The following is a 24942-nucleotide window of genomic DNA, read 5'->3' on the forward strand; positions in this document are numbered from 1 at the left end:
GTACATTTATTTTGATTGAATATCAATTATATACGTAATAAATGAATGATCGATCACTTAATGGTGTTAACCATATCAAACTACATCTGTGCATGTAAACTTTTAATATTTGGATGAAGAGCAGGTTCAAAAACAGCTTTCAGTTGTCTATCTTCTGTAATGTATAAATGCATATTATTCAAGCTTGTTGTCCCTGGCTCCACTTCAAACTCATAAACAGAAGATTCTTTACCAATATCACCCACTTTTTGTTCTTGTAAATTCCATGAGAAATCTACTATTTCAGTATTCATTACTAAACGAACTGATACCAAACTGTCTCCTTGTCTAATCAAAGAAATATAATTATCTGTATCATCTGATATTGGTGTAAGCTCTCTATCTCCATCAAGTTGAAATTGATCTATTACATACTGACCTTGAACATTAGAAGCTATATCTGTAGATAAATTATTTTCAATGTTATCAGAACATCCAATAATAAAAAAGCTTAATGCAATAGACGTTATTAAAAAGTAGGGTTTCATGTAGATTACTTCGTTGGTGTACTATCAATACAATTTTTGAAATAAATTAATTCTTTGATATAAAAATTCAGCTTTTGTATTAATGTAAGAATTAGATAAAAATACAAAGCGAACACATCTATTAAAGATCAAATTATAGAAATATACATTCATTTATTTCCTTTTTATGATGTACTTTTCAATAGTATTAAAGAATAAAAAGCAAGATAAATGAGTATACCAACACTATTTATACATGGATTATCTATGAAGATAGATCGTGTATGAAAAGAATAATAATCTAGTTTCTATATCCCTTTAGATCAATTGAAGTGGTTTTTTATTTACTTTGCACCTATCAGCAACTATTACTCTATTGAAAAAAATCGATCTTAATGCAGATTTAGGAGAAGGATTTCCTTTTGATGAACAACTTCTTCAATACGTTTCTTCTTGCAATATTGCCTGTGGCGGCCATACAGGCGATGATCATAGTATGAAAACTACTTTGCTTTTGGCTAAAAAAAATGGTGTAAATATTGGTGCCCATCCTAGCTATCCTGATCGAGATAACTTTGGTCGAAAGGCAGTGGATATCAATGAAAGCGACTTACTTACTTCTCTTCTCAACCAAACCAATCATTTAATTAATTTAGCCAAAGAAGTGGAGGCAAATGTCAGCTATATTAAACCACATGGTGCTCTATATAACAAAGCAATGCAAGATAAACCTGCAGCTCAAATCATTCTTCGACTAATAGCACACTACAATGGTCAATTGGGTCTGATGGGAATGCCTAATAGCTTATTAGAAACAATGTGTAAGGATAAAGGTGTTACTTTTATCCGAGAAGGTTTTGCTGATAGACGATATACTAAAGAAGGTCTTTTAATACCTAGATCAAAAAATAATGCTGTTATTCATGATCAGAACGATGTTTGGCAACAAGTACATCAAATGGTGAATCATCAAAAAGTAGCTGATGAAAATGACGATTTAATCTCTATGGAGTTAGATAGTATTTGTTTTCATGGAGACACTCCAGAAGCATTACAGCAACTTCAATTGGTTTATCAAAAACTTTCCGAACAACACGTTTCTATTAAAGCATTTGATTAAAATCAATTTGACTTGATTGTATTTGATATTAGATACTTCATTTAGTTAATTTTGAATCTTATGGAAATTAAAAAATTTGGAGAAACAGCACTCATCATTCAATTTGAAAATGTCATTTCAGTTGATGTTCATCAAAAAGTAAAATCTTATTATTACTATTTATCGAATATCTCAATTCACGGAATACTTTCTGTAATTCCAGCATATACTTCTATCACAATTCAATTTGATGATACAATTATTGACTATTCTGAGTTAAAATTCATTGTATCAGACATCAATATTCAACATCCGAATAATCTACCAATACAGAGAATTGTAGAAATACCTGTTTGTTATGATGCCTCCTTAGGATTAGACCTTGCAGATGTAGAAAATCAATTAAAGCTTTCTGTAGATGAGATAATCAAACTTCATTCATCTAATTTATATACAGTGCATATGATTGGCTTCTCTCCGGGTTTTATGTATTTAGGTGGACTATCCCCTCAATTATATATTCCTAGAAAATCTACTCCACGATTAAAAATTCCGGCTGGAGCCGTTGGTTTAGCCGATCAACAAACGGGAATTTACCCACAGGCAACTCCGGGTGGTTGGCAAATTATTGGACAAACTCCTATCTCGATGTTCGACGTTAATCAACCTCCAAAAGTAAAAATGGGTGATAAAGTAAAATTTGAACCGATAGACTTATCCACATATCAACAATTAAATCAGAATAACCTATGAGTTTTGAAATAGTTGATGGCGGTTTTATCTCTACGGTCCAAGATAAAGGACGATGGGGAGTACAAGATCAAGGTATACCCGTAAGCGGATGTATGGATGTTGCTTCTGCGAATATGGCCAATGCTATACTTGGAAATGACCCTAGCTATCCCCTTTTAGAAATGTGTATGAAAGGAGTTACATTGATTGCTCATATTTCTTTTTCTGCTGCTTTTTATGGTGCTGATATGGAGATAAAAGTGAATAACGAACTCACTTCTCAAGGTAAAACTATTGCCTTAAACCCTGGAGATCAATTAAAAATTGGTTTCGCAAAAAAGGGCGTGTATGGCTATCTCGCTTTTAAAGGGGTACTTGATATTCCTAAGGTCTACAATAGTTCGTCTACTTATCTTCCTGCAAAATTTGGAGGTTATTTGGGAAGAAAACTACAAAAAGGGGATCGTATCACTTTACTTTGTCCCGAGCAGATTCCCACTAGACATAGTGTAATTAAAGCCCGAAATATATCATCAGAAAACCTTTTGGAATGTTTTGTTGGGCCTGAATGGAATTTGCTGACCGATCAACAAAAACAAAAAGTTATCAACAGTGAATTCACAATATCAAAAGATATCAACAGAATAGGTTATCGATTAGAAAGTGAGAAAATAGAATTGGGAAATCAGAAAGAAATTATCTCCTCAGGAATGGTCAAAGGCACCGTGCAGTTAACAAGCGGTGGCGATTTAATTATTATGATGGCCGATGCACCTACCACTGGTGGTTATCTAAGAATATTGAACCTTAACAGCAAAACCTGCGATAGTTTAGCACAGATGAATACTGGTGGAAAAGTAAGATTCAATATCATAAATTAAACTATTGTATAACTCCACGAGCGATAGCTTAATATCTTACGTTTTTCATTCTTCACTTTTCATTTTTAAATTAAAAAAAGCCTAGCCTTCCAAAGAAAGCTAGACCTTATTTCTAATTCACTTGAGACGACATCACCAGCTTATTCGTCAATTGAATAGATTCTATTTCAATTTGACAATGACTTTCAAGTGTTTTTATTTGAAGTGTTTCAATTTTACTCCAATCAATCTCTTCTTGGATTTCGGATGGTTCTAAATAATAAGGTAAAAACGATGGATAACCTCTCGGTAATATTATTACTTTAGTCGGTTTGAGATCTTTGATATCAATCAAATAATCTTCAGTTTCATGATCAATAGCTAAGGTTTTACCATAAGCCTTGCCATCAACATCAACGAAAGATAGCTCCATTTTTTGAGGTACTTCATTTAAAGATCTTGCTTTTATTCTGATTTTTTGATCTTTATTTAATACCAAAGTTGATGGTAATTTGTCACCTATAAAATGTCGAATTCCATAAGTAGGCTCATTCATTGCCTCATCTATGGGTACTTCTGCTAAATTAATTTGAAGAACATCTCTTGAAGTAAAGATACTTGGAGATAGTTTTACTCCTTTGTTCCAAGTTTTATTCAAGGAGACAAAGTCACTTTTAGGATCAAATAATACGATAGGCGTATTTTCTTTTACAATACGAGTAGAATATTTTTCTGATGATGTAAAGTCCCAATCACTTGGTTGGCCCTTCACTCCTTCAGGATATGTTATCATACCCTGAGAGGTATTTGCTATAATTGTATAGTTTAAATACCCTACATTCAATTGATCTGCTTTGATTTTCCCTTTATAGGTATAGGCATTTACATGATGAAGTTGACATTTTATAACTTTTCCATCATTATAACCTATTAATTGAAGCTCTTGAGGAAGCTGCTCATCTGTAAATTGTGCTGTAACATCTACATCTTGATGTTCACTTATTTGATGAATCGCCTTATGAATAACTAAAGGTTTTTCAATTGATTGATTTGGAGCTTTAAATTCACCTATAGTAATATTATGATATTTACTAGCTGATGTCCAATGATGATCTATACCATTTTTAGTTAAAATATAGGCACCAGGCTGAATATCAAAAGATCCCGTACTTGTTTGACCTAACAGTCGGTTATCTTTATTTACACCTTTTATCGAAAAATCATTTCCTAGTTGAGGAAGGTTGATTTTCATTTTCCATGTATTCCAAAGGATATCTGCCAATTGTTTGTTTAAACTGTTCTTTCCTAAAGGGTTTTTGGTAATCACAACATCAGGCATTACCTCTAAACGCCAAACTCCATCTTCTAATTGATCTAGAAAATATGCACCCGTTCCTTCATAATTTACTAAAGTGGAAGTACCAACACCTGCTATTTCTTTAAGTTTTGTTACTTCCTTTGGTTGGGATTGATGGGAGTTCGTGTAAAAGTACTTTGACTCATTATCAAAAATGACTACATCATTTTCATAATTTATTGAGGTACTTTTAAAAGTGGTATTATCTGGGAATCTACCATAATCTGCATATAAAGGTACTTCGTGGAATATTTCACTAGAAATTTTTAAACTTATGGCCTTGTTTGGAGTATAGGCCAAATTCATATAATGTGTATTGTATTCTGTGTTCTTATCAGCTAAAAAAGTTGGATCGTATGCAAATTGAGTGGCCCATTGAATCCCTGCCTTTCTAAAACTTCTAGACATTGCAGGATACATATAAGACTTCATTATATCGGCACAATCAAACTCATAGACTACTTTAGCCTTTTTTTGAAATATTTTATGATCAGAAAACGGAATTTTATAATCATCAACATTCACTAAAAAATTGCCTTTTAACTCCTCTCCTGACACTAAATTGGTTGGATACCATTGAAAAGTTCCTCCATCAATTCCTGCCTTGTAATAAGCATCTACTAATTGAATACTATGAGATACATTATAGAAGATAGGTTTTTGACAACCTGTTGATTTCATAGATTTCAACATCTTTTTTATGTATGCTGTTACCTGTTTAGGAGTTCCTGAATGGTGCGGTTCATTACTTATCTCAAAAGCAATAATATTGGGCTCGTCCTTATATGCTATCCCCGTGTACTTATTCTTATGATTAAGAAATTGATATAAATAATTTACTTGTGCTTGAATAGCATCTGGATTAGTCAAACAATTACTTTTGCCATATTTATGGGAGAACCCTGGTGAATAGGTATCTTTTTCAGGCCAACCGTTACCCCAAAATGCAATTGGAGTAATCAAACATTTAACCCCTCTTTTTTTCAATTCGGCAATCATGTAGTCGAATAAATCTAAGTGTTCATTGATCAATAAATTACCTAAAGAATCCGAAATTTCAGTATCCCATACATGAACTCTATACCCGTCAAACCCTAATCTAGCAAAATGATAGATATCCTCATCAATTGCGTCCTTAAGATCAATGTTCATCTTTTTTGCACTTCTATAAGCATGAGCAAATGGTCCAGTATAATTTACCCCAAAGCCTTTAATTTCTTCTTTATTTGGCCATCTCATTACCCCTTCCTTATCAACATATACATCTTGGTTTTTCTGTGCAAAAAGTGATGTTATTATTAAAAAAAAGATAAAGAAAGTAGATATTTTTTTCTTATTCATATTCATCAGTCATATAATCGAATGCTGAATTAGCATTGTGATTTTCATAATCAAAAAAGGCACAATTTTCCCATGAAGACCCTTCTCCCCAAAGTGTCTTAATTGGAACAGCCACCCATGATGGCTCCCAATAAACCACTCCAATAGCACCTGCATTCATCATTTTTTGAGTCAGATCATGTAAGAATTTATGTTGACCTTCTAAAGTAAAATCATAACCTGTTAATGACGTTTGACCTCCAAATAAATTGTTATAATCATCTCCTGCTTCCGTGGTCCAAGGGTAAGCAGTTTCGACAATTAGAATATCCTTATTGAATTTGTTCTTAATTGAAGCAATAGCTCCTTCAAGTCCATTAAAAGAAATACCATCGTGCCATAATGGATAGTAGGAAATACCTATGATATCACAATTAATAGCATCATCACCAGTTAATCCTTCATCAAACCACCACTCAACGTGACTAGGGTCTGCAATATGAATAATAGTTTTTGCTTTAATATCCGAAGTCTCATTCACTGCATGAACAGCTTCTATTCCTCTATTCAATAATTGTTTTTGTTCCGTCCAATTTCCATCAAATACACTTACATTAGGAAAGTTTTCTGATTGCCCTGTACTTAAAATTCCTTGATTGATTTCATTCCCAATCTGTACCATCTCGGGCATTAACCCTTTACTTTTTAAATCGACTAAAGTATTGTAAGTATAATTGTAAATAGAATCTGACAGTACTTCTAAAGAGGTAATCTCTTTCCAAGCTTCAGGAACATCCTGTTTTTCGGGATCTGCCCATGTATCAGAATAATGAAAGTCCAGGATAACTTCCATGTTGTTGGCTTTAGCTTCTGTTATTGTTTTTTCTACATCTGACAAATTTGAATATATCTCTCCATCAGGATACAATGTGTTATGCCATGAGGGGTTATGCCATAATCTTACTCTAACTAAGTTCGTTCCTTTTTCGGCAAATATTTCATATGGATTTTTGGATACTCCATCCAATTTAAAATCTCCTCCATGGGCTAATATTTGATTTACATAAGAAAGATCAGCTCCAAAATAAAAAGAATTTTCTGTTGGAGGAGTTACAGGATTATCCCCTTCTTCATCTGGAGTTTGAGGTCTAATTTTATCTTCGACTTTTAAACAGCTGATCATAAAAAACACAGCTGCAACCATTAAAATACTATTTTTTATATTCATATTTATGCACATTTTCAATGGGTGATTCTAATAATGTAAATTTATACATTTAGCATCACTAGGTCGTTACAAACAACGACCTAGTAAATTACCTATTCCTATTTGAGTTCAATTGACTGATTATAAAGGTCTACTGATACCTTAAATTCACCATCAGTACCCTCAAAACGAAGATTAGCATCTCCTTCTGTATCCCCAGAGAGGTCACCTGTAATGGTTCCTTCTCGGAAGAAATTATAATTATATTGTTTAGAAGACCAATTCCATTCTTCGGTAAAGAAACGGAAGATATTTCCATTCCAGAAGTTTGATGTAATTTCATATTTACCTCCACCAAGCCATGTCACTTTATCAAAAGACCAACCATTTTGATCTCCAACAAGATATAACTCAGGAGCTACTGCTTTCTGCATAGTGATGGTTTTCGATCTTAGAGAAACTGACATAAAGTAAATGCCGGACTCCCCTGTAAAACGGAAGTTATCATCGGCATCGGTAGCTGCATCTAATAATGGATCTACATCATTAAATGAACCATAACCCAATTGTTTACCTTCCCATGAAGCTTCCTCAAAAAATCGGAAATGACTACCATTATTAAAAGTCCCAATCACCTCATATTCTCCTATATCTAAAGTATGTAAAGCTAAAATATGATTCATGTTCCACCATTGATCATCCCCCATTATGTATAAAGGAGCTAATTTTAATGGTGCATAAATAGTGATTTTTGAAGTTATAGGTTCTGAATGAACTGCAGTAATATCTTCATGAAGATTGGCTTCTACTCTAAATGACACCTCTACTTCACTTCCTCCTTCAACACCTTTTTCCAATAGAAATTTATTTAAATCTCCTTTAGTAAAAGTAGTTTCCAAATTATAGGTATGATTCAAATTAATAGGATCAGAAAAATCATCAGCAGTAATATCTGCTTGTAATGTATAATTAGGAGCAGTTGCTACACCAAAATCTACAGGAGTCCAAAATAAGGAATCAAAATCTTCATCTTTTGTTTCCTCTGTAAATATATATTGGGTATCTATTTGCTGTATTTGATTGGGTGTTACTACCGCATCTTTATCAATTACAGCTTGATCTAATTCTTTTGTTTGACAGGAACAAATAGCCATTATTCCTAAAACGAAAGTGTATATTCTTATCAAATGTTTCATGAGTCTAGTATTAATAGCCAGGATTTTGTTTAAGATTTGGATTAGCAATTAATTGCTGTGCTGGAACAGGGTAAATATTTCGATAAGCAGCTGTAGAGCGCCCCTCGAATGATTTTCCTTTCCATGGCCAATTGTAAGGACCGTCTGTAAACTGACCAAAACGAATTAGGTCTGATCTACGATGACCTTCCCAAAATAATTCTCTTGCTCTTTCATCAAGAATAAATGGTAAGTCTAATGCTCCTGAAGATACTGTTGAAACATTGGCTCTTCTTCTTAATTGATTAACCATATCCAATGCTTGGTTTAATGAACCACCTTGTCCTCCTCTTAAAACTGCTTCAGCATACATTAGATAAGCATCAGCTAACCGAAACATTGGAAAATCTGTGTCTACCTGTTCAGCATGATTAGAATCCGAAATATCTCCATTTAATTTTCTGTTTCTAAATTTTGTTACAGCATATCCATCTGTAAATAAATTGATATCATTAATTTCTAAATTTTGACCATCTGTCCAAAATAAAGCTCTCACATCATTATCAAGATCAAACTTTTGAACCAAGGCTTTTGTAGTTCTTAGCCCTGCCCAAGCATTTTGAACTCCGAACATACCTTGTGCATCCATTGAACCTCCAATTTGAGACAATACCAAATACATTGTTCCACCAAAAGATTGTGTTTTAATACCATCGTAAATCATAGGAAAAATTATTTCTGGACTTGTATGGTTATCTGCCACAAAATTATTCATGTACTGATTTGGAATGTAATAACCATCATTGAAGACTTCCTGAAGTTCATTCAAACATTCTGTATATTTAGGTTCTCCAATATATACTTCAGCATTTAGGTAAATTTTAGCTAATAGCATAGCTGCGACTGCTTTATCTGCTCTTCCATATTCAAAGCGAGGTTCTCCCAAAAGACCTTTCACTTCTTGTAACTCAGACTCTATGTAACTAAACAAATCTTCTCTAGATATACGTTCTGGAAAAAATGCTCCAGGTAGGTTAGCTTCGGTGACAAATGGCATTGGACCAAATAAGTCCATGCCATGAGAATAAGCTAAAGCTCTAATTAACCTAGCTTCTGCTTCGAAACGTTTTACCTCTGGTTCATCACTTTTCTGAGTTGCTCTAATATATTCGTTTGCAATAGCAACAGTGTACATAATTCTAGAATGCATTGCTCCTAAAAATACATCTGTAGCCGACCAAGTATGCCAACAAAAGTCTTTTATGGTTTGATCATTCCAAGAAATCACCGCTTCATCAGTAGATAACTCTTGTAAGTTCCAATACAAACGGAGGTAATTATAAAAACCTTCATCTCCTTCAATATCAGGCATACCTCCTGGGCCTTGTTGTCCCGTAATCGCTATTGAAGCATAAATTTTTGCTAACCCCTCTTTATAATCTTTTACTGAATTATACACGTTATCACCATGACTTACATTGGGATCTATTGGAGATACATTTAAGTCATTTACACAAGAGGATAGGTAAAAAACACCTATTACTAAAATAAGTTTATATATCGATTTCATACCTTTTACATTTAGAAGTTTAAGTTTAAGCCAAACTGATAAATTCTAGGAATTGGATACACACTTCCATCTATACCGTTACCTACTTCTGGATCTACTCCTTCATAATTTGTAATCACAAAAGCATTATTAACTGTAAGACTAGCTCTTCCACTTAACTTGTTACTGAATAGTTTATCAAAAGTATATCCCATACTTATGTTATCCATTCTAAAGAATGAAGCATCTTGAACATAAATATCTGACCAATATTGAGGATTTATAAATCCAATATCCAATGCTTCTGGTCTAATGTTGGAGAAGTAGCCATTGGCTGTTTGATAATATAGACTACTTAATGAGTTAGAGGCTAACCCATTGTTATATACGTAATTCCCTAAGCTTAATCGTCCAGACATTGAGAAATCAAATTTCTTATAATTTAATCGAGTATTGATTCCGATTAATACATCTGGATTAGGGTTACCAAATCTGTATTTATTAAACTCATTACTAATCACTTCTCCATTTTCACCAGATTTATTTACATATAGACCTTCTATAGGTTGACCATTTGAATCATAAATTTGCTGATATACAAAGAAGGAATTAGGAGCATGTCCAACAGAATGAATCTGAATCAAATTACCTTGTCCACCTATTGCCCCTGTCGGAACTCCTAAAGAGTTTGGATCATTTACTTTATTCAGCTTTGTAATTTCTCTTTGATTATAAGTGATGTTACCACCTACAGACCAAGTAAAATCTTTTTTAGAAATTACTCTTCCCGTTAACGAGAATTCAATACCCCTAATCTCCATTGAACCAACATTAGTCACCAAATAATTAGAGAAATTAGAACCGTCCGCAATAGGAATTCTGTTTAATAAGTCGTTGGTTGTTCTAGAATATCCTTCCAATGAACCACTCAACTTATCATCCCAAAAACCAAAATCTAAGCCTATATTATAAGTAGTAGTTTCTTCCCATTTCAGGTTAGAATCATAAGCAGAAGGACGTAACGTATGATAGTAATTATCTCCAAATTGATAATATGCACCTTCAATACTTCTTCTGTAATTAGGAATTGCAGGATAATATGGATCTCCAACATTTAAACCTTGCTGACCAGTAATACCATACCCTAATCTAAGTTTTAAGTTACTTAATTGATCAGCGTTCGCTAAGAAACTTTCATTATGTAGGTTCCAAGCAAAAGCTAAAGATGGAAAAAGTCCCCATTGATTCCCTTTGGCAAATCGTGAAGACCCATCATTTCTTAACGTAGCAGTTAATACGTAACGTTTATCAAATGAATAAATCATACGACCATAAAATGAGATCAAGAAATTTTCATTAGCCCAATCATTATCATTGTACACTAAATTTTCATTATAGTTTCTACTATAATTATTTCCAACTCTAAGCCATCTTTGCCATGAGTAACCTCCAATTAGATCGATGCTATGTTTACCCAATGATTTTTTATAGTTCAAGAAAAATTCAAGAAGAGTAGATTCAGTATCTGTTGTATAATTTGATCGTGTACCTCCCTCATCTCCAGCTACATTATTACCCATAGTCCAAGATGCACCTGGAAGTACATTATTATGTCCAACAGTATTTGTTCTATCTATACCTAAATTTAGATTAGCGTGTAAATCTTCTAAAAAATGAAACTTATAATCTATTTGAGCGTTACCTACAAATCTATTTACTTTCGCTCTATTATCAGTTAAATCTAACATTGCCACAGGGTTTGAGACAAATGTATTAGGAGCTCCATTAGGATCTATACTACCATCTTCTAATACATCCTGTGTGTAAGCAAAGTATCCTCTATATTTATCGCTATTTGCATAAACAGGCTGAGTAGGATCAAATCTTATCGCATTATCAATGGCTGCAGTTTCTCCAAAGTTAGTATTCGCTGTAGTTCCTTTAGCATTAATATTTACAGATAAATGATCTTTCAAGAAAGTTGGATTCAAATTTAAAGATAATGTATGTCTATTGGAATTAGTCGTTTTCAGAATACCATTCTCATCGTTAAATCCATAAGAAACTCTGTAGGGTACATTCTTTAATTTTCCTGAGACGCTTAAGTTGGTAGTATATGATACTGCATTATTAAAGATTTCATCCTGCCAATTGGTATTCTCAGCACCTAATTTTCTGATGGCACGCTCATCTATACCACTAAAACCATTACTATGTAAATCTGTGATCAAATTTCTGTATTCATCTCCAGATAGAGTGTTGACAAATTTGGTAGGTGTACTTAAAGAGACAATGTTATCAAAATTGACTTTCATTTGACTTGAATTCGCCTTTTTAGTGGTAATTAAGATAACACCATTTGATGCTCTAGAACCATAAATAGCAGTTGCAGAGGCATCTTTTAATACAGAAAACGATTCAATGTCGTTCGGGTTTAAAGTACTTAATGGATTGGATAAACCAGCAACAGCTCCATCATCCACAGGGAAGCCATCAATAACGATTAATGGATCATTGGTCGCTCCACCTAAAGACGATCCTCCACGAATACGAATTGTTGATCCCGAGCCTGGTGCACCACCATTTCTAGTGATATTTACCCCTGCAATTTTACCTATTAGTAAATCTTGAGGATTTGTGGTTACCCCTTGTATAAACTCTTTTTCTCCTAGAGTAGATACAGATCCAGTTACATCTGATTTTTCAACTTCGCCGTAGCCAATAACCACTACTTCTTCCAAGGCCTTAAGATCTTCTTCCAATTGTACATTAAATTTTTTAGAAGTACCCACTTTTAGCTCTTGAGTAACATACCCTAAATAGGATATAATAATGGTCGATTCACTATTAGTTACTTGAAGTTGGAAATTTCCTTCGAAATTGGTGATTGTTCCGTTTGTTGTTCCCTTCTCTAAAATAGAAACTCCTGGAATTCCCATTTGCGTTTTATCTGTGATCGTGCCAGAGATAATAGATTGTGCATTGATTGAAAATTGTATTATAAATACACAACCAAGAAATAATAATAATCTTTTCATTTCATTGAATTCTCGTTGCAATAATATTATGCAACAAACTTAGGTTTAACAGTCATTTTTACACTTTCACTTTTGATGCAGAAAGTTGTAATTTTCGGACAATAGTCTCTTTAATGTTATAAAAAAGCGGTTTTTAGTTTAGTAAAGTATCATCAATACAACTTTATTCTCTGTATTGATGATACTTGTTTTTATTATTTATCAGTTAAGCTATTGTCTTTTTTTTGTATTGATTGAATCTTAATTGAACCTGATTTAACGCCCTTACCTTTAACTACTAATTCTGAAGTACCTTTTGATTTAGAGGATTGGACAATAGCCACCAATTTTCCATTAAAAGTTTTCATTGTTGGCTTATGAAACAGTTGTAATGAAGTTGCGTCACCATTACAGACTGCTTTAAATGTTGAATTCCCTTTTACTTCAAAATCCAATTGAATGTTTGCTGTTGGACAAGGATTGTCATTTTTATCAACTACTGTTACAGTTACAAAACTTAAATCTTCTCCATCTGCTTTGATAGTAGATCGATCTGCTTCTAATCGTAAATGATGAGGTTTCCCTGCAGTTTTTATCTCTTCTGTTACTACTATTTCATCATTGTCGTTGTAAGCTACTACTTTTACTACACCTGCTTCATATTTTGTATCCATCCATCTTAATCGATAGCGGTCTAAACGTTTGGTTTTATCTTTAATTCGAACACCTTGACTTACTCCATTAATAAATAATTCTGCTTTATTATAATTGGTATAAACATAGATTGGAGTAACTTTTCCTTCTCTTCCCTCCCAATTCCAATGAGGCAAAATGTGTAGCGTTTCCTCTTGTGTATTCCAACGACTTTTATAAAGATAGAATCTATCTTTTGGAATGCCTGCTAGATCACAAATACCGAAATATGAACTTCTAGAAGGCCACTCTTCATTATAAGGAGACGGTTCCCCTAAATAATCAAAACCTGTCCATACAAATTCACCTAAAACCCAATCAAAATCATCTTGTAAAATGAAATCATCTTCAGGTAAATTAGACCAAGGACAAGCCTCCATATCATATGATGAACTTTGAAAGTCGTCGTGTTTTTTGACTTTGTATTCTTTTACAGGAAAATGATAAACACCTCTAGAACTCACTGTAGAAGCTGTTTCTGAACCTAATACAAATCCTTGAGGGAATTTTTCATGTGCTTCTTCATATAATTGCGTTCTATAATTTAAACCCGGAACATCCATTATGGCACCAAACCCATTAGCCATAACTGCTTCTACTTGATCCATCCCTACAGTGACCGGTCTTGTTGGATCTTCTTTATGAAAAATATCTTGTAACCATTTGGCACGTTTCACCCCCTCATTACCCCATTGGTCAGGCACTTCATTTCCTGAGCTCCACATAATAATTGAAGGGTGGTTTTTTGTTGCTCTTACTAAGTGTTGAACATCAATTTCTGCCCATTCATCAAAAAAGCGATGATATCCATTGTCTACTTTCGCTTTTTTCCATTCATCAAAACTTTCAGCAACTACCATTAATCCTAATTCGTCGCAAAGTTCCAATTGTTCAATAGAAGGCATATTATGAGCAGTACGAATAGCATCTGCTCCCATCTCCTTCATCATCACTAATTGTCTTTTTAAAGCTGAACGATTAATTGCAGTCCCCAAAGGACCTAAATCATGATGAAGACAAACACCTTTAATTTTTCTTCTTACTCCATTCAATTCAAACCCTTTGTCGGAGGTAAAAGATATAGATCGAAAACCAAATTTTTCAATAATTTCATCCGTTTGATGCCCTTTTACAAAAGTAGTGGTCACCATTTGATATAAATTTGGGTGCTCAGGACTCCACAATTCTGGTCGTTCTACTGCCAAGGTATTTTCGTACTCCCCGTCAAAAGATTCTTTTGATATAGAAGATATAATAATCTTTCCATTTAGTGTCTTAATAGTTGTTTTTACTTCATCTACTTGACCAATAGTTTTTGTTTTTACGACTACTTTTGCTTTTACAGGAGAAACAATTGGAGTGGTAATCGTATTTCCCCATCGTTTTATTGAATTTTGTTGCTTAGTAATGAGTTTTACTTTCCTATAAATTCCCGCTCCAGGATACCATCTAGATGATTTTGGTTCATTATGTAAACGTACTGCAAGAGTGTTTTGACTTCCTTCTTTCAAATACTGAGTGATATCGAAATAAAAGTAACCATATCCATAAGGATGTTCTCCAATATAATGACCGTTGACATACACCTTAGCTTCAGACATTGCTCCATCAAAATGAATCAATACTTTTTCTTGATTAAGCCTCTTGGGTGTATCAAATTTTAAACGATACCAAGCGGTTCCCATATAAGGTAATGCTCCGGTTCTTCCCGATTTTTCAGTAGGCATTTTTTCACCATCCTGAAGGATAGCTACACGTTGAGCATCGTGTTTTTTATCAAATGGTCCTTTGATGGCCCAATCATGAGGAACTTTTACTTTCTCCCATTCCGAATCATTGAAGTCTACATTTTTAGCTGTTTCAAAATCTCCCTTACTGAATCGCCAATTTTCTTTTAATAATGTTTCTGTCATTTGTCCATAACTGATATTTACTACCAAAAAGACAAGGATAAAAGTAATTCTTTTCATCATTTCCATATGTTTTTTTTGATAATCAAATTTGATCAAATGTCTTATAAAATAGTAGCATTTATAAGACAAAAAATTGACATTTTGGAGTTTTTAATAACAAGAACTAATTAGTTATTAGGTTTCTGATATTTCTCCTGATATTTCTTTGGTGACATTTTAAACTCTGATTTAAACACCCTTGAAAAATAAGAAAGGCTTGAAAATCCAGTTTGATCAACAATATCTGTAATGTTTCCTTCTTTATTTTGTAATAAAATTGAGGCTTTTTTCAGACGGTACTTTTTGATAATGTCTTTAGGAGTTTGTTGGGTGATCCCTTTTAATTTACGAGTAAGATGCTTAGAACTTATAGACATTTCACCGGCAATCATTTCTACGGATAAGTCTTCATTACTTAAATTTGATTCAATAAAATCTATCACCCTATTAACAAAGGCTGTATCCTCATTATTCATTGGGTTAATGGCTTCTTTGTCTTCAATTAAATCATTTTTAGGTTGATTTAATGTTTTATTTTTGGCTATTAACTTAAATGCATAAGTGGTCAATTCTTCTATTTCCACAGGTTTGGTTAGATAAATATCAGCTCCAGCATTTAACCCTTCAATTTTTTGAGTAGTGAGTGATTTAGCGGTAAGTAATATGATCGGTATTTTCTCTGTTTTCAGGTTTTTCTTAATTTCCTCAGTAAAAGAAATGCCATCCATAACAGGCATCATCACATCAGAAATTATTAATTGAGGAACAATTCGAATGGCTTTTTGCAATGCATCTTGACCATTTTCTGCGATAATTAAATTGAATTTATCTTTTAAAGACATTCTTAATAAATCAACTATATCTTTATTGTCATCAACAATTAACACCAATGGTTTTTCATCATCTAATGTAAGTTTATAAGAAGCTACTTTTTGATCTAAATTGCCTCTAATAGGTGTTGAAATAAGGTCTACTTCATCTTGTACTATTTGTGCCAATGGTAAATGTTCCATTCCTAAAGGCAATTCGATGATAAATGTGGTACCCTTATTTTCATTGCTCTCCACACTTATTTGCCCATAATGTAATTCTATAAACTCAGCCACTAGAGCTAAACCAATACCTGTTCCTCCACGACTTTGATTTTTCGTTTGATAAAAACGTTCAAAAATATGTTTTTGGTCCTCTTTCGGAATACCGATTCCAGAATCTTGTATAATTATCTTGAGACCTTCAGTTTCTTTAAAAGTAGAAGTAGTTAAGTGTACCTTAATTTCACCTTTATCATCTGTGAATTTGAATGCGTTTGAGAGAAGATTAAATAAAATCGTCTCCATTTTTTCTTTATCCACCCAAAGTTCTAAAGTCTCAAAAGTTGCTGTGAAATTGTATTTAATATTTTTCTGAATCGCCTGATGAGAAAATAAGTGAACCACATTCTCACAAAAATCTTTTGCCTCAGTTTTAGAAAATTTTAAAGACAGCTTTTCATTTTGCATCTTATTGAAGTCTAATATCTGATTTACTAACTTCTTTAACCTATCTGCATTCTTTTCTGCAATTTCTAAAAGTGAGACACTATCTTTATCCAGTGCTACTTTGGATTTAATCTGTTGAAGAGGAGGTAGAATTAAACTAATTGGCGTTCTTAACTCATGGGAAATATTCGTAAAATAAGCTTCTTTAGTCCGATCTAATTCCTCTGCATGATCTGCTCGAATTTCTGAGATTTGTAGTTTATTTTTCAGCTTTAAACGATTAGAATAAATTCGGAACCCTAAATAAATTACTCCTAAAAATAACGTAATATACAAGGCTATAAATACATTTTGCAATAAGAAAGGGCGTTCAACAACAATCTCTAAAGGTGAAGATTCTGTTATTTTTTCTCCATAAGGGTTCACTAATTTTAATTCAAATACATAGTTTCCAGGAGATACATTAGAAAAAATTGCTTGATTCTCTCCTTTAGGAACTGTATGCCAATTTTCATCAAAGCCTTTTAACCTGTAAGTAAAAAGATTTTTTATTGAATGATTAAAATTGAGATCTGTAAAATTTATGGTAAAGAACCGTTCTTCGTATTTCAGCTTTATTGATTTAGTAAACGATAAATTATCTTGTAAAATAACTCTACCGTCAATCTCCTTCCTCGATTCTATTCTTTGATTATTAATTTTCAACCCTGTTAAGAATAAAGACGATTGGTTTTGATATTCTTTATATTCATCAGGTTCAAAAGTGATATATCCATTATTTCCTCCAAAATAAATTTTAGAATTATTTTTTGTTACACAACTAAAATTAAAGTTCCTTATAGGTAAATTGTATGACAATGGATAAGCAATAGAAATATTCTCTTCAGGATTATACTTGATAATAGACAGGTTTGTGATTGACCAAATATTCCCTTCTTCATCTTCTGTTATTGAAATGATATTATCATTTCGCTGCATTTTCAAAAGATGTTTTTTTATTTCCTTTGTAGAAACATCATATTGTAATAATCCATTTGAGGACCCTACCCATAAATAATTATTATTAGAATATAGGGTAAACACTTCCTGGTTTTCTATATGTTTATTTATGTCTATTAACTCTACTGTTGCTAACGTTTCCGAGTCTATTTCAAATAACTTATTATAAAATGCTGTAAAAATCTTATGGTCTACAATAACCATTTTTTCACTATCTATCTCTTTATTTTGTATCTGTTTAAACCGTTGATTATTCTTTAAACCCTTTAAGCCGTCTTCCAATTTAAATACTCCACCTTCCCAAGTATTTAACCATATAGCTCCATCTCCACCTTCGGATATTTTACCCACATAATTTGACAATAGTTCTGGGTGTGAATCTACAGTAACATGTATCATTTTTTGCTGATCTGGAACCCAAATACTTATTCCTCCCACAGTACCTATCCAAATATTCCCTTTACTATCTTCAAAAATTGAGTAAGTATTGTTCATTAAAATTTTTTGGGCCGGAGAGCTATTTGTTGTGAAATGAGTTTGTTTCTGTGTCTTTAAGTTTATTCTTATCACTCCATTTGAAGTAGCTAACCACAACTGGTTACGTTTATCAACTGTCATTGATTTCACCTGATAACCAGTTCTTTTATCACCTATCTCATAAGATAACTCAAATACTTTATACATAGATTTTCTATTGTTCAGAATAGAAATACCATTCAAAGTAGCCAACCACAATTCTTCATTATTCCCTTTATAAATAGAATTAATAATATTATTTGATAAACTATAGGGCTTCTGAGCATCATGGAAATAACTATTAGTAGTCTTTGTTTTTTTGTTATATAAATTCAATCCAAAATCAGTTCCTAAAAACAAGGTGGATGTATTATCTTGAAATATGTTTTTTATGACTTTATTGGATAGACTTTGATTAATATCGGGACACTTATCTATTTCAAATGTCTCTTTATTTACAGAAAACAAACCTACCTCAGTACCTATCCACATATTATTTGATGACCGATCAGGTTGAATTGATAAAATCAGCGTGTTTTTTGATTTATTTTTAAGCAATGGGATAGTTTTAAACTCAGATACACCCTTTTCCAGATAATTTAAACCGTCATTTGTACCTACCCATAAATTTCCTTTTTTATCGTTGTAAATAGATCTCACCATTTTATGTGATAAACTATTTTTATCATCAAAAACTTTTATTCCCTTTTCAGTATATTTAATAATACCCAAAGAAGTACCAACCCAAATAGTTTCATTTTCACCTTTTTCTAATGTTCTTATTTTAGCATAAGGTAATTCTATTCTTTCCACTTCTAAGGTTTGGATATCCACTCTATTTAATCCATTCCAACTACCAACCCATATATAATTATCTGTAGATAATACTTCTGTTAATTCATTATCAGATAAACTCTTTTTGTTATTATCCTTTTTAAAATACAAATATTCATTTCCATCATATCTAACCAAACCATTCCGTGTAGCAACCCATATAAAACCATATTTATCTTGAGTGATATCAGAAATAATATTCGATGGTAATCCATCACGCATAGACATGGTGGAAAAGTATAAGTCTTGCCCAAACGTAACTTGGCAATAGATCAAAAAATAGGTTAGTAATAAAAATTTCATCTCTAAGCACTTTATTTATCGCTTTAAAAATACATTCAAATTATTAATTATCATTTTTTTACTCTCTAATTAAAATAAAAAAAGCCTAGCCCTCTAAAGAAAGCTAGACTTTCATCTATAGTAAAGTTCCAAATAAACAAGAAATCGCTTTTCACTCTTCCCTATTCACTCTTCACTCAAACTTTATCCCATGAATGGGTACTTGTAATCTACTGGAGGAACAAATGTTTCTTTCATTGTTCTAGGAGTAGTCCAACGCATTAAGTTCAATGCAGAACCTGCTTTATCGTTAGTACCAGAAGCTCTAGAACCACCGAAAGGTTGCTGACCTACAACTGCACCTGTTGGCTTATCATTAATATAGAAGTTACCAGCAGCATTTTGTAGCTTTTTAGTAGCTAACTCAATCGCATAACGATCTTGAGCGAAAATAGCACCAGTTAAAGCATAAGTCGAAGTATTATCAACTAAATACATCGCCTCATCAAAATACTCAGCATCATATACATAGATAGTTACGATTGGGCCGAAGATTTCTTCTACCATAGATTCGTAATTAGGATCTTTTGTAACGATGATTGTTGGCTCTACGAAATAACCTTTCGATTTATCGTATCCACCACCAGCAATGATCTCACACATTTCTGATTCCTTCGCTCTATCAATGTAACCAGCACATTTATCAAATGATCTCTCATTGATCACTGCAGTGAAGAAGTTTTTGAAATCATGTGGAGTACCCATATGATTATTAATGATGTCATTCGCATCATCAATGATATATCCTTTTACCTCATCCCAAATGTTATTAGGAACATATACACGAGATGCTGCAGAACATTTCTGACCTTGGAATTCAAATGCACCACGAGTAATCGCAGTTGCTAATCCTTTAGGAGTAGCTGATTTGTGCGCCAAGATAAAATCTTTACCACCTGTTTCACCAACGATACGAGGGTAAGTATTATATTTTGCAATGTTATTACCGATAGTAGCCCAAAGATCTTGGAATACACCCGTAGAACCTGTAAAGTGAAGACCAGCAAACTCTTTATGGTTAAAGATGATCTCACCTGCATCAGGACCAGAAACATAAATTAAGTTGATAACACCGTCAGGTACACCAGCTTCTTTAAATACTTCCATCAATACATTTGCAGAATACACTTGATCATGTGACGGCTTCCAAACAATAGTGTTACCCATCATTGCTGGAGCTGTTGGCAAGTTACCTGCAATAGCAGTAAAGTTAAATGGAGTTAGTGCAAATACGAATCCTTCTAACGGACGGTATTCTAATCTATTCCACATACCTGGAGATGATTGTGGTTGATCCTGATAGATTTCAGTCATGAACTGAACATTGAATCTAAGGAAATCAATCAATTCACAAGCAGCATCAATTTCAGCTTGGAAAGCTGTTTTAGACTGACCAATGATCGTAGCCGCATTAATTTTTGCTCTGTAAGGACCTGCTAATAAATCAGCTGCCTTTAAGAAAATTGATGCTCTATGTTCCCAAGATAATTCTGCCCATGCTTCTCTTGCACCTAACGCAGCATTTATTGCTTGAGTTACATGGTCTTTATCACCTTTATGATACTCACCTACTACATTCTGATGATCGTGAGGAGATACACATGTACCTAAATTATCTGTTCTAACTTCTTCTGATCCAATGTACATTGGGATATCCACTTTTTGAGTAGACATCTCTTCAATTTTAGCTTGTAACTCTGCACGTTCAGGAGTTCCTGGTGCATAGCTTTTGATCGGTTCGTTGACAGCCTTAGGTACGCTGAAAAATCCTTTTGCCATGGTAATTATTTATATTGTGTAAATATGTGAATACTTGAATAGTATGTTGAAAAATCCTGGTTAGAGATTTCCCATTTTTATAGTGTTACAAATGTATGAATTTGATTAAGATAAACAAGTTTAAACGGTTCTAGGACTTATGTTTTTAATTATTTTAAAGTGTAACTATCCATAATTATCATAAATGATATTTTCTTACATAAAATAACAAATGATGGAACTTTAATAGAATTCATTTTATTCTACTTCGATTATATAAGAAACTTATGAAACAATTAAAGAGGGTTTTGATAAAGGGATCGATGAATATAAAATGAAAAAATAGGTAATAGGCAATCTATTATACTCGCTTTTGATTTGGATATTTATAGACTACTTTTCTTCAAAAAGATATATTAAAATTATCTCCTTCCTCACTTTTTAGGCCTGAATAATATTATTCCAAATCTCAATTCAATTACTTTCTTTTATTCTTAATTAAATTTCAACTATTTTTAAAGGTGAATTTGTTATTTCATCATCCCATCAATCACTTTGAAGAAACATTCAGAAGCATACATCGAGGAAGAAATCGCCATTTATGGTGCAAGAGAAAATAATCTTAAGAATTTTGATTTAAAATTTCCACGAAATAAACTGGTCGTTATTACTGGTGTTTCTGGAAGTGGAAAGTCGTCTTTGGCTTTCGATACCATTTATGCTGAAGGGCAAAGAAGGTATATGGAAAGCTTCTCTGCTTACGCTCGATCTTTTATCGGGAACATGGAACGTCCTGATGTTGATAAAATTGAAGGGTTAAGCCCTGTGATTTCTATCGAACAAAAGACTACATCAAGAAATCCTCGATCTACGGTGGGTACTACTACTGAGATTTATGATTTTCTGAGACTTCTTTATGCCAGAACAGGAGAGGCCTTTTCTTATGTAACTGGAGAAAAAATGATCAAACAATCAGAAGATCAAATAATAGATTTTCTGATGAGCCATTTTGATGATCAAAAAATGGTGATCCTTGCTCCTGTCATTAAAGGTCGTAAGGGTCATTACAGAGAACTTTTTGTTCAATTAAGAAAACAAGGTTACAGCAAGGTTAGAATAGATGGCGAAATCCAAGACTTGGTTCCAAAAATGCAAGTCGACAGATATAAGACCCATGATATTGAAGTGGTTATTGATAGAGTAAAAGTGATGGATAAAGATCGCTTTAGAATTGCTCAATCTATCAAAACAGCCATGAAAGAAGGTAAGGGCATTATTGTCTGCTTCTTCCCTGATGCTCCCAAAAAAGAACAGGTAAAATACTTCTCTAAGTTCTTGATGGATCCAAAATCAGGTATTTCTTATGATGAGCCTGCTCCAAATATGTTTTCTTTTAACTCTCCTTATGGCGCTTGTCAGACTTGTAATGGTTTGGGAGAAATTGAAGAAATCACCAAAAATGCAGTCATTCCAGATGACTCTAAAAGTATTTTTGGTGGCGGAATTGTACCTCTTGGAGAATATAGAGACATCTATATTTTTAAAATGATAGAGCAACATCTTAAACAAAGAGGTTTTGCTTTAACCACTCCAATCAAAGAGTTATCAGAAGAAGCTATAGAAGTTGTTCTGTATGGGTCTGATGAGGAAATCGAAGTACTAAACGCTAAAGATTCTAAATACGACAAGGCATGGATTACACAATTTGAGGGAGTTATTCCTTTCTTAAAGAGACATGCTAAAAGTAGTTCAGATAAAGTAAAAAACTGGGCAGAAGAATTCACTATCATCAAAAAATGTCCTACGTGTAATGGGCAAAGGTTGAAAAAAGAATCTCTTCACTTTAAAATTGCTAATAAAAATATCGCCGAATTGGCGGAAATGGATATAAAATCTTTTGGTGATTGGATCGCGAACGTTGACCCCGATTTAACTGAAAGACAAAAAACTATTGGTTCAGAAGTACTAAAAGAACTTAGAAAGAGAACTGGCTTTTTGATAGATGTAGGATTAGATTACCTCACTTTAAATAGATCTTTAAAAACACTTTCTGGTGGGGAAGCTCAACGTATTCGATTAGCTACTCAAATTGGAACACAGTTAGTAGGTGTGCTTTATATTCTTGATGAACCTAGTATTGGATTACATCAAAGAGATAATGTAAAACTGATTAAAGCACTTCAGGATTTAAGAGATTTAGGTAACTCTGTTATTGTGGTTGAACACGATAAAGACATGATGTTAGCCTCTGACTACATTCTTGATATTGGACCAAAAGCCGGCCTACATGGTGGTAATGTGGTTGCTGCTGGAGAACCTAAAGCATTCTTAAAACAACATACTACAACGGCAGATTATCTAAGTGAGAAAATTGCCATTGAGGTACCAAAAACCAGAAGAAAAGGAAGTGGAAAATCTATTGTTCTGAAAGGTGCCAATGGAAATAATTTAAGAAACGTATCGGCAGAATTTCCTTTAGGAAAAATGATATGTGTAACGGGTGTATCAGGTTCTGGTAAATCTACCTTAATTCATGATACCTTATATCCGATTCTAAATCAGAAAATATATAAGTCAAAGAAAAACCCTAAAGAATATGCTTCTATAGAAGGTTTGGAATTTGTAGACAAAGTCATTGAGGTCGATCAATCGCCTATTGGTAGAACTCCTCGTTCTAACCCTGCCACTTATACTGATATGTTCTCAGAGATCAGAACATTATTTACCAATTTACCTGAATCCAAAATTAGAGGATACAAACCAGGTAGATTTTCTTTCAATGTAAAAGGTGGTAGATGCGAAAACTGTCAAGGTGGTGGTAAAAAGCTAATCGAGATGGATTTTCTTCCAGACGTATATGTTGATTGTGAAGAATGTAAAGGCAAACGCTATAATAGAGAAACCTTAGAGATTCGTTATAAAGGCAAATCTATATCAGATATATTGAACATGACGGTACATCAAGCCGTTGAGTTTTTCGAGCCTTATCCTAAAATTCTTAGGAAATTAACCGCACTTAAAGAAGTAGGATTAGGCTATATCACTTTAGGGCAACATGCAACAACACTTTCTGGTGGAGAAGCTCAAAGGGTTAAGTTAGCTACAGAGCTTTCTAAGAAAGATACAGGAAAAACATTTTACATTCTTGATGAGCCTACCACAGGACTGCATTTTGAAGATATTCAGCATCTATTAAATGTATTGCATCAATTGGTAGATAAAGGAAATACTGTATTAGTTATCGAACATAACCTAGATGTTATAAAAGTATCCGATTACATTATTGATTTAGGTCCTGAAGGAGGAAAAGAAGGAGGAATAATCATCACAAAAGGAACTCCAGAGCAAGTTGCAAAAAGTAAGAAAAGCTATACGGCCAAATTTCTTAGAGATGAATTGAAAAATTCATAAGATAAATGAATGATTATTCGCTTTTATCAATAAAACGGCAAATATATTATTGAATTGTTGCATTATAAGGTCATTTATTTGTATTATCAAAATAACGGCCCTATATTTGTGCCACTAACCAATTCAATTATCATTTC

Annotated in this window: 13 protein-coding genes; 4 read left to right on the forward strand and 9 right to left on the reverse strand. The window is 33.1% G+C overall.

Annotated features, from left to right (window positions below; genetic code table 11):
• Nucleotides 1-80: 80 nt before the first annotated feature.
• Complete coding sequence (locus NH26_RS11840) at nucleotides 81-527, reverse strand: hypothetical protein (RefSeq protein WP_044224118.1); 447 nt, start codon at nucleotides 525-527, stop codon at nucleotides 81-83.
• A 355-nt stretch (nucleotides 528-882) separates the two neighbouring features.
• On the opposite strand from NH26_RS11840, the gene pxpA reads away from it, so the two are divergent.
• From pxpA to NH26_RS11855, 3 genes are read left to right on the forward strand one after another with little or no spacing between them, the layout of a single operon-like run.
• Entirely contained in the window at nucleotides 883-1626 is a 744-nt protein-coding gene (gene pxpA / locus NH26_RS11845) for a 5-oxoprolinase subunit PxpA (protein WP_044224293.1), read from the forward strand.
• A gap of 60 nt (nucleotides 1627-1686) precedes the next feature.
• Nucleotides 1687-2358: a 5-oxoprolinase subunit PxpB gene (pxpB, locus tag NH26_RS11850; protein ID WP_044224116.1), complete on the forward strand. Its 672-nt coding sequence runs from the start codon at nucleotides 1687-1689 to the stop codon at nucleotides 2356-2358.
• On the forward strand, nucleotides 2355-3218 hold the full coding sequence (locus NH26_RS11855; protein ID WP_044224114.1) for a 5-oxoprolinase subunit C family protein: 864 nt from the start codon (nucleotides 2355-2357) through the stop codon (nucleotides 3216-3218). The genes pxpB and NH26_RS11855 overlap by 4 nt, the downstream gene beginning before the upstream one ends.
• Nucleotides 3219-3330: 112 nt before the next feature.
• Here the strand turns inward: NH26_RS11855 and NH26_RS11860 are convergent, their stop codons facing one another.
• From NH26_RS11860 to pruA, 8 genes are all read right to left on the reverse strand, one after another.
• Nucleotides 3331-5895, reverse strand: a complete 2565-nt coding sequence (locus tag NH26_RS11860) for a glycoside hydrolase 5 family protein (RefSeq protein WP_071397230.1) — start codon at nucleotides 5893-5895, stop codon at nucleotides 3331-3333.
• Entirely contained in the window at nucleotides 5888-7102 is a 1215-nt protein-coding gene (locus NH26_RS11865; protein ID WP_052432043.1) for a glycoside hydrolase family 53 protein, read from the reverse strand. The genes NH26_RS11860 and NH26_RS11865 overlap by 8 nt, the downstream gene beginning before the upstream one ends.
• A gap of 98 nt (nucleotides 7103-7200) precedes the next feature.
• A complete protein-coding gene (locus NH26_RS11870) occupies nucleotides 7201-8277 on the reverse strand; it encodes a SusE domain-containing protein (protein ID WP_084812152.1) in 1077 nt (358 codons plus the stop codon).
• Nucleotides 8278-8287: 10 nt separating this feature from the next.
• On the reverse strand, nucleotides 8288-9826 hold the full coding sequence (locus NH26_RS11875) for a RagB/SusD family nutrient uptake outer membrane protein (RefSeq protein WP_044224110.1): 1539 nt from the start codon (nucleotides 9824-9826) through the stop codon (nucleotides 8288-8290).
• An 11-nt stretch (nucleotides 9827-9837) separates the two neighbouring features.
• Complete coding sequence (locus tag NH26_RS11880; protein ID WP_044224109.1) at nucleotides 9838-12843, reverse strand: SusC/RagA family TonB-linked outer membrane protein; 3006 nt, start codon at nucleotides 12841-12843, stop codon at nucleotides 9838-9840.
• 194 nt (nucleotides 12844-13037) lie between these two features.
• Nucleotides 13038-15485: a glycoside hydrolase family 2 TIM barrel-domain containing protein gene (locus NH26_RS11885; protein WP_084812271.1), complete on the reverse strand. Its 2448-nt coding sequence runs from the start codon at nucleotides 15483-15485 to the stop codon at nucleotides 13038-13040.
• Nucleotides 15486-15595: 110 nt separating this feature from the next.
• Nucleotides 15596-19597 carry a hybrid sensor histidine kinase/response regulator transcription factor gene (locus tag NH26_RS11890; RefSeq protein WP_084812153.1) on the reverse strand — a complete coding sequence of 1334 codons (4002 nt, stop codon included), beginning with the start codon at nucleotides 19595-19597 and terminating at the stop codon, nucleotides 15596-15598.
• 183 nt (nucleotides 19598-19780) lie between these two features.
• Entirely contained in the window at nucleotides 19781-21415 is a 1635-nt protein-coding gene (gene pruA / locus NH26_RS11895) for an L-glutamate gamma-semialdehyde dehydrogenase (protein ID WP_044224106.1), read from the reverse strand.
• A 534-nt stretch (nucleotides 21416-21949) separates the two neighbouring features.
• Here pruA and uvrA point away from each other — a divergent pair.
• Nucleotides 21950-24805: an excinuclease ABC subunit UvrA gene (gene uvrA / locus NH26_RS11900; RefSeq protein ID WP_084812154.1), complete on the forward strand. Its 2856-nt coding sequence runs from the start codon at nucleotides 21950-21952 to the stop codon at nucleotides 24803-24805.
• Nucleotides 24806-24942 lie beyond the last annotated feature (137 nt).

This window comes from Flammeovirga pacifica (assembly GCF_000807855.2).
GTDB classification, from domain to species: Bacteria; Bacteroidota; Bacteroidia; order Cytophagales; family Flammeovirgaceae; genus Flammeovirga; species Flammeovirga pacifica.

What these genes read in the sequence shown, in the direction of transcription:
- NH26_RS11840 (WP_044224118.1), bottom strand. Translation starts at nt 527, where the DNA reads ATGAAACCCTACTTTTTAATAACGTCTATTGCATTAAGCTTTTTTATT.
- pxpB (WP_044224116.1), top strand. Translation starts at nt 1,687, where the DNA reads ATGGAAATTAAAAAATTTGGAGAAACAGCACTCATCATTCAATTTGAA.
- NH26_RS11855 (WP_044224114.1), top strand. Translation starts at nt 2,355, where the DNA reads ATGAGTTTTGAAATAGTTGATGGCGGTTTTATCTCTACGGTCCAAGAT.
- NH26_RS11860 (WP_071397230.1), bottom strand. Translation starts at nt 5,895, where the DNA reads ATGAATAAGAAAAAAATATCTACTTTCTTTATCTTTTTTTTAATAATA.
- NH26_RS11865 (WP_052432043.1), bottom strand. Translation starts at nt 7,102, where the DNA reads ATGAATATAAAAAATAGTATTTTAATGGTTGCAGCTGTGTTTTTTATG.
- NH26_RS11870 (WP_084812152.1), bottom strand. Translation starts at nt 8,277, where the DNA reads ATGAAACATTTGATAAGAATATACACTTTCGTTTTAGGAATAATGGCT.
- NH26_RS11875 (WP_044224110.1), bottom strand. Translation starts at nt 9,826, where the DNA reads ATGAAATCGATATATAAACTTATTTTAGTAATAGGTGTTTTTTACCTA.
- NH26_RS11880 (WP_044224109.1), bottom strand. Translation starts at nt 12,843, where the DNA reads ATGAAAAGATTATTATTATTTCTTGGTTGTGTATTTATAATACAATTT.
- NH26_RS11885 (WP_084812271.1), bottom strand. Translation starts at nt 15,485, where the DNA reads ATGAAAAGAATTACTTTTATCCTTGTCTTTTTGGTAGTAAATATCAGT.
- NH26_RS11890 (WP_084812153.1), bottom strand. Translation starts at nt 19,597, where the DNA reads ATGAAATTTTTATTACTAACCTATTTTTTGATCTATTGCCAAGTTACG.
- pruA (WP_044224106.1), bottom strand. Translation starts at nt 21,415, where the DNA reads ATGGCAAAAGGATTTTTCAGCGTACCTAAGGCTGTCAACGAACCGATC.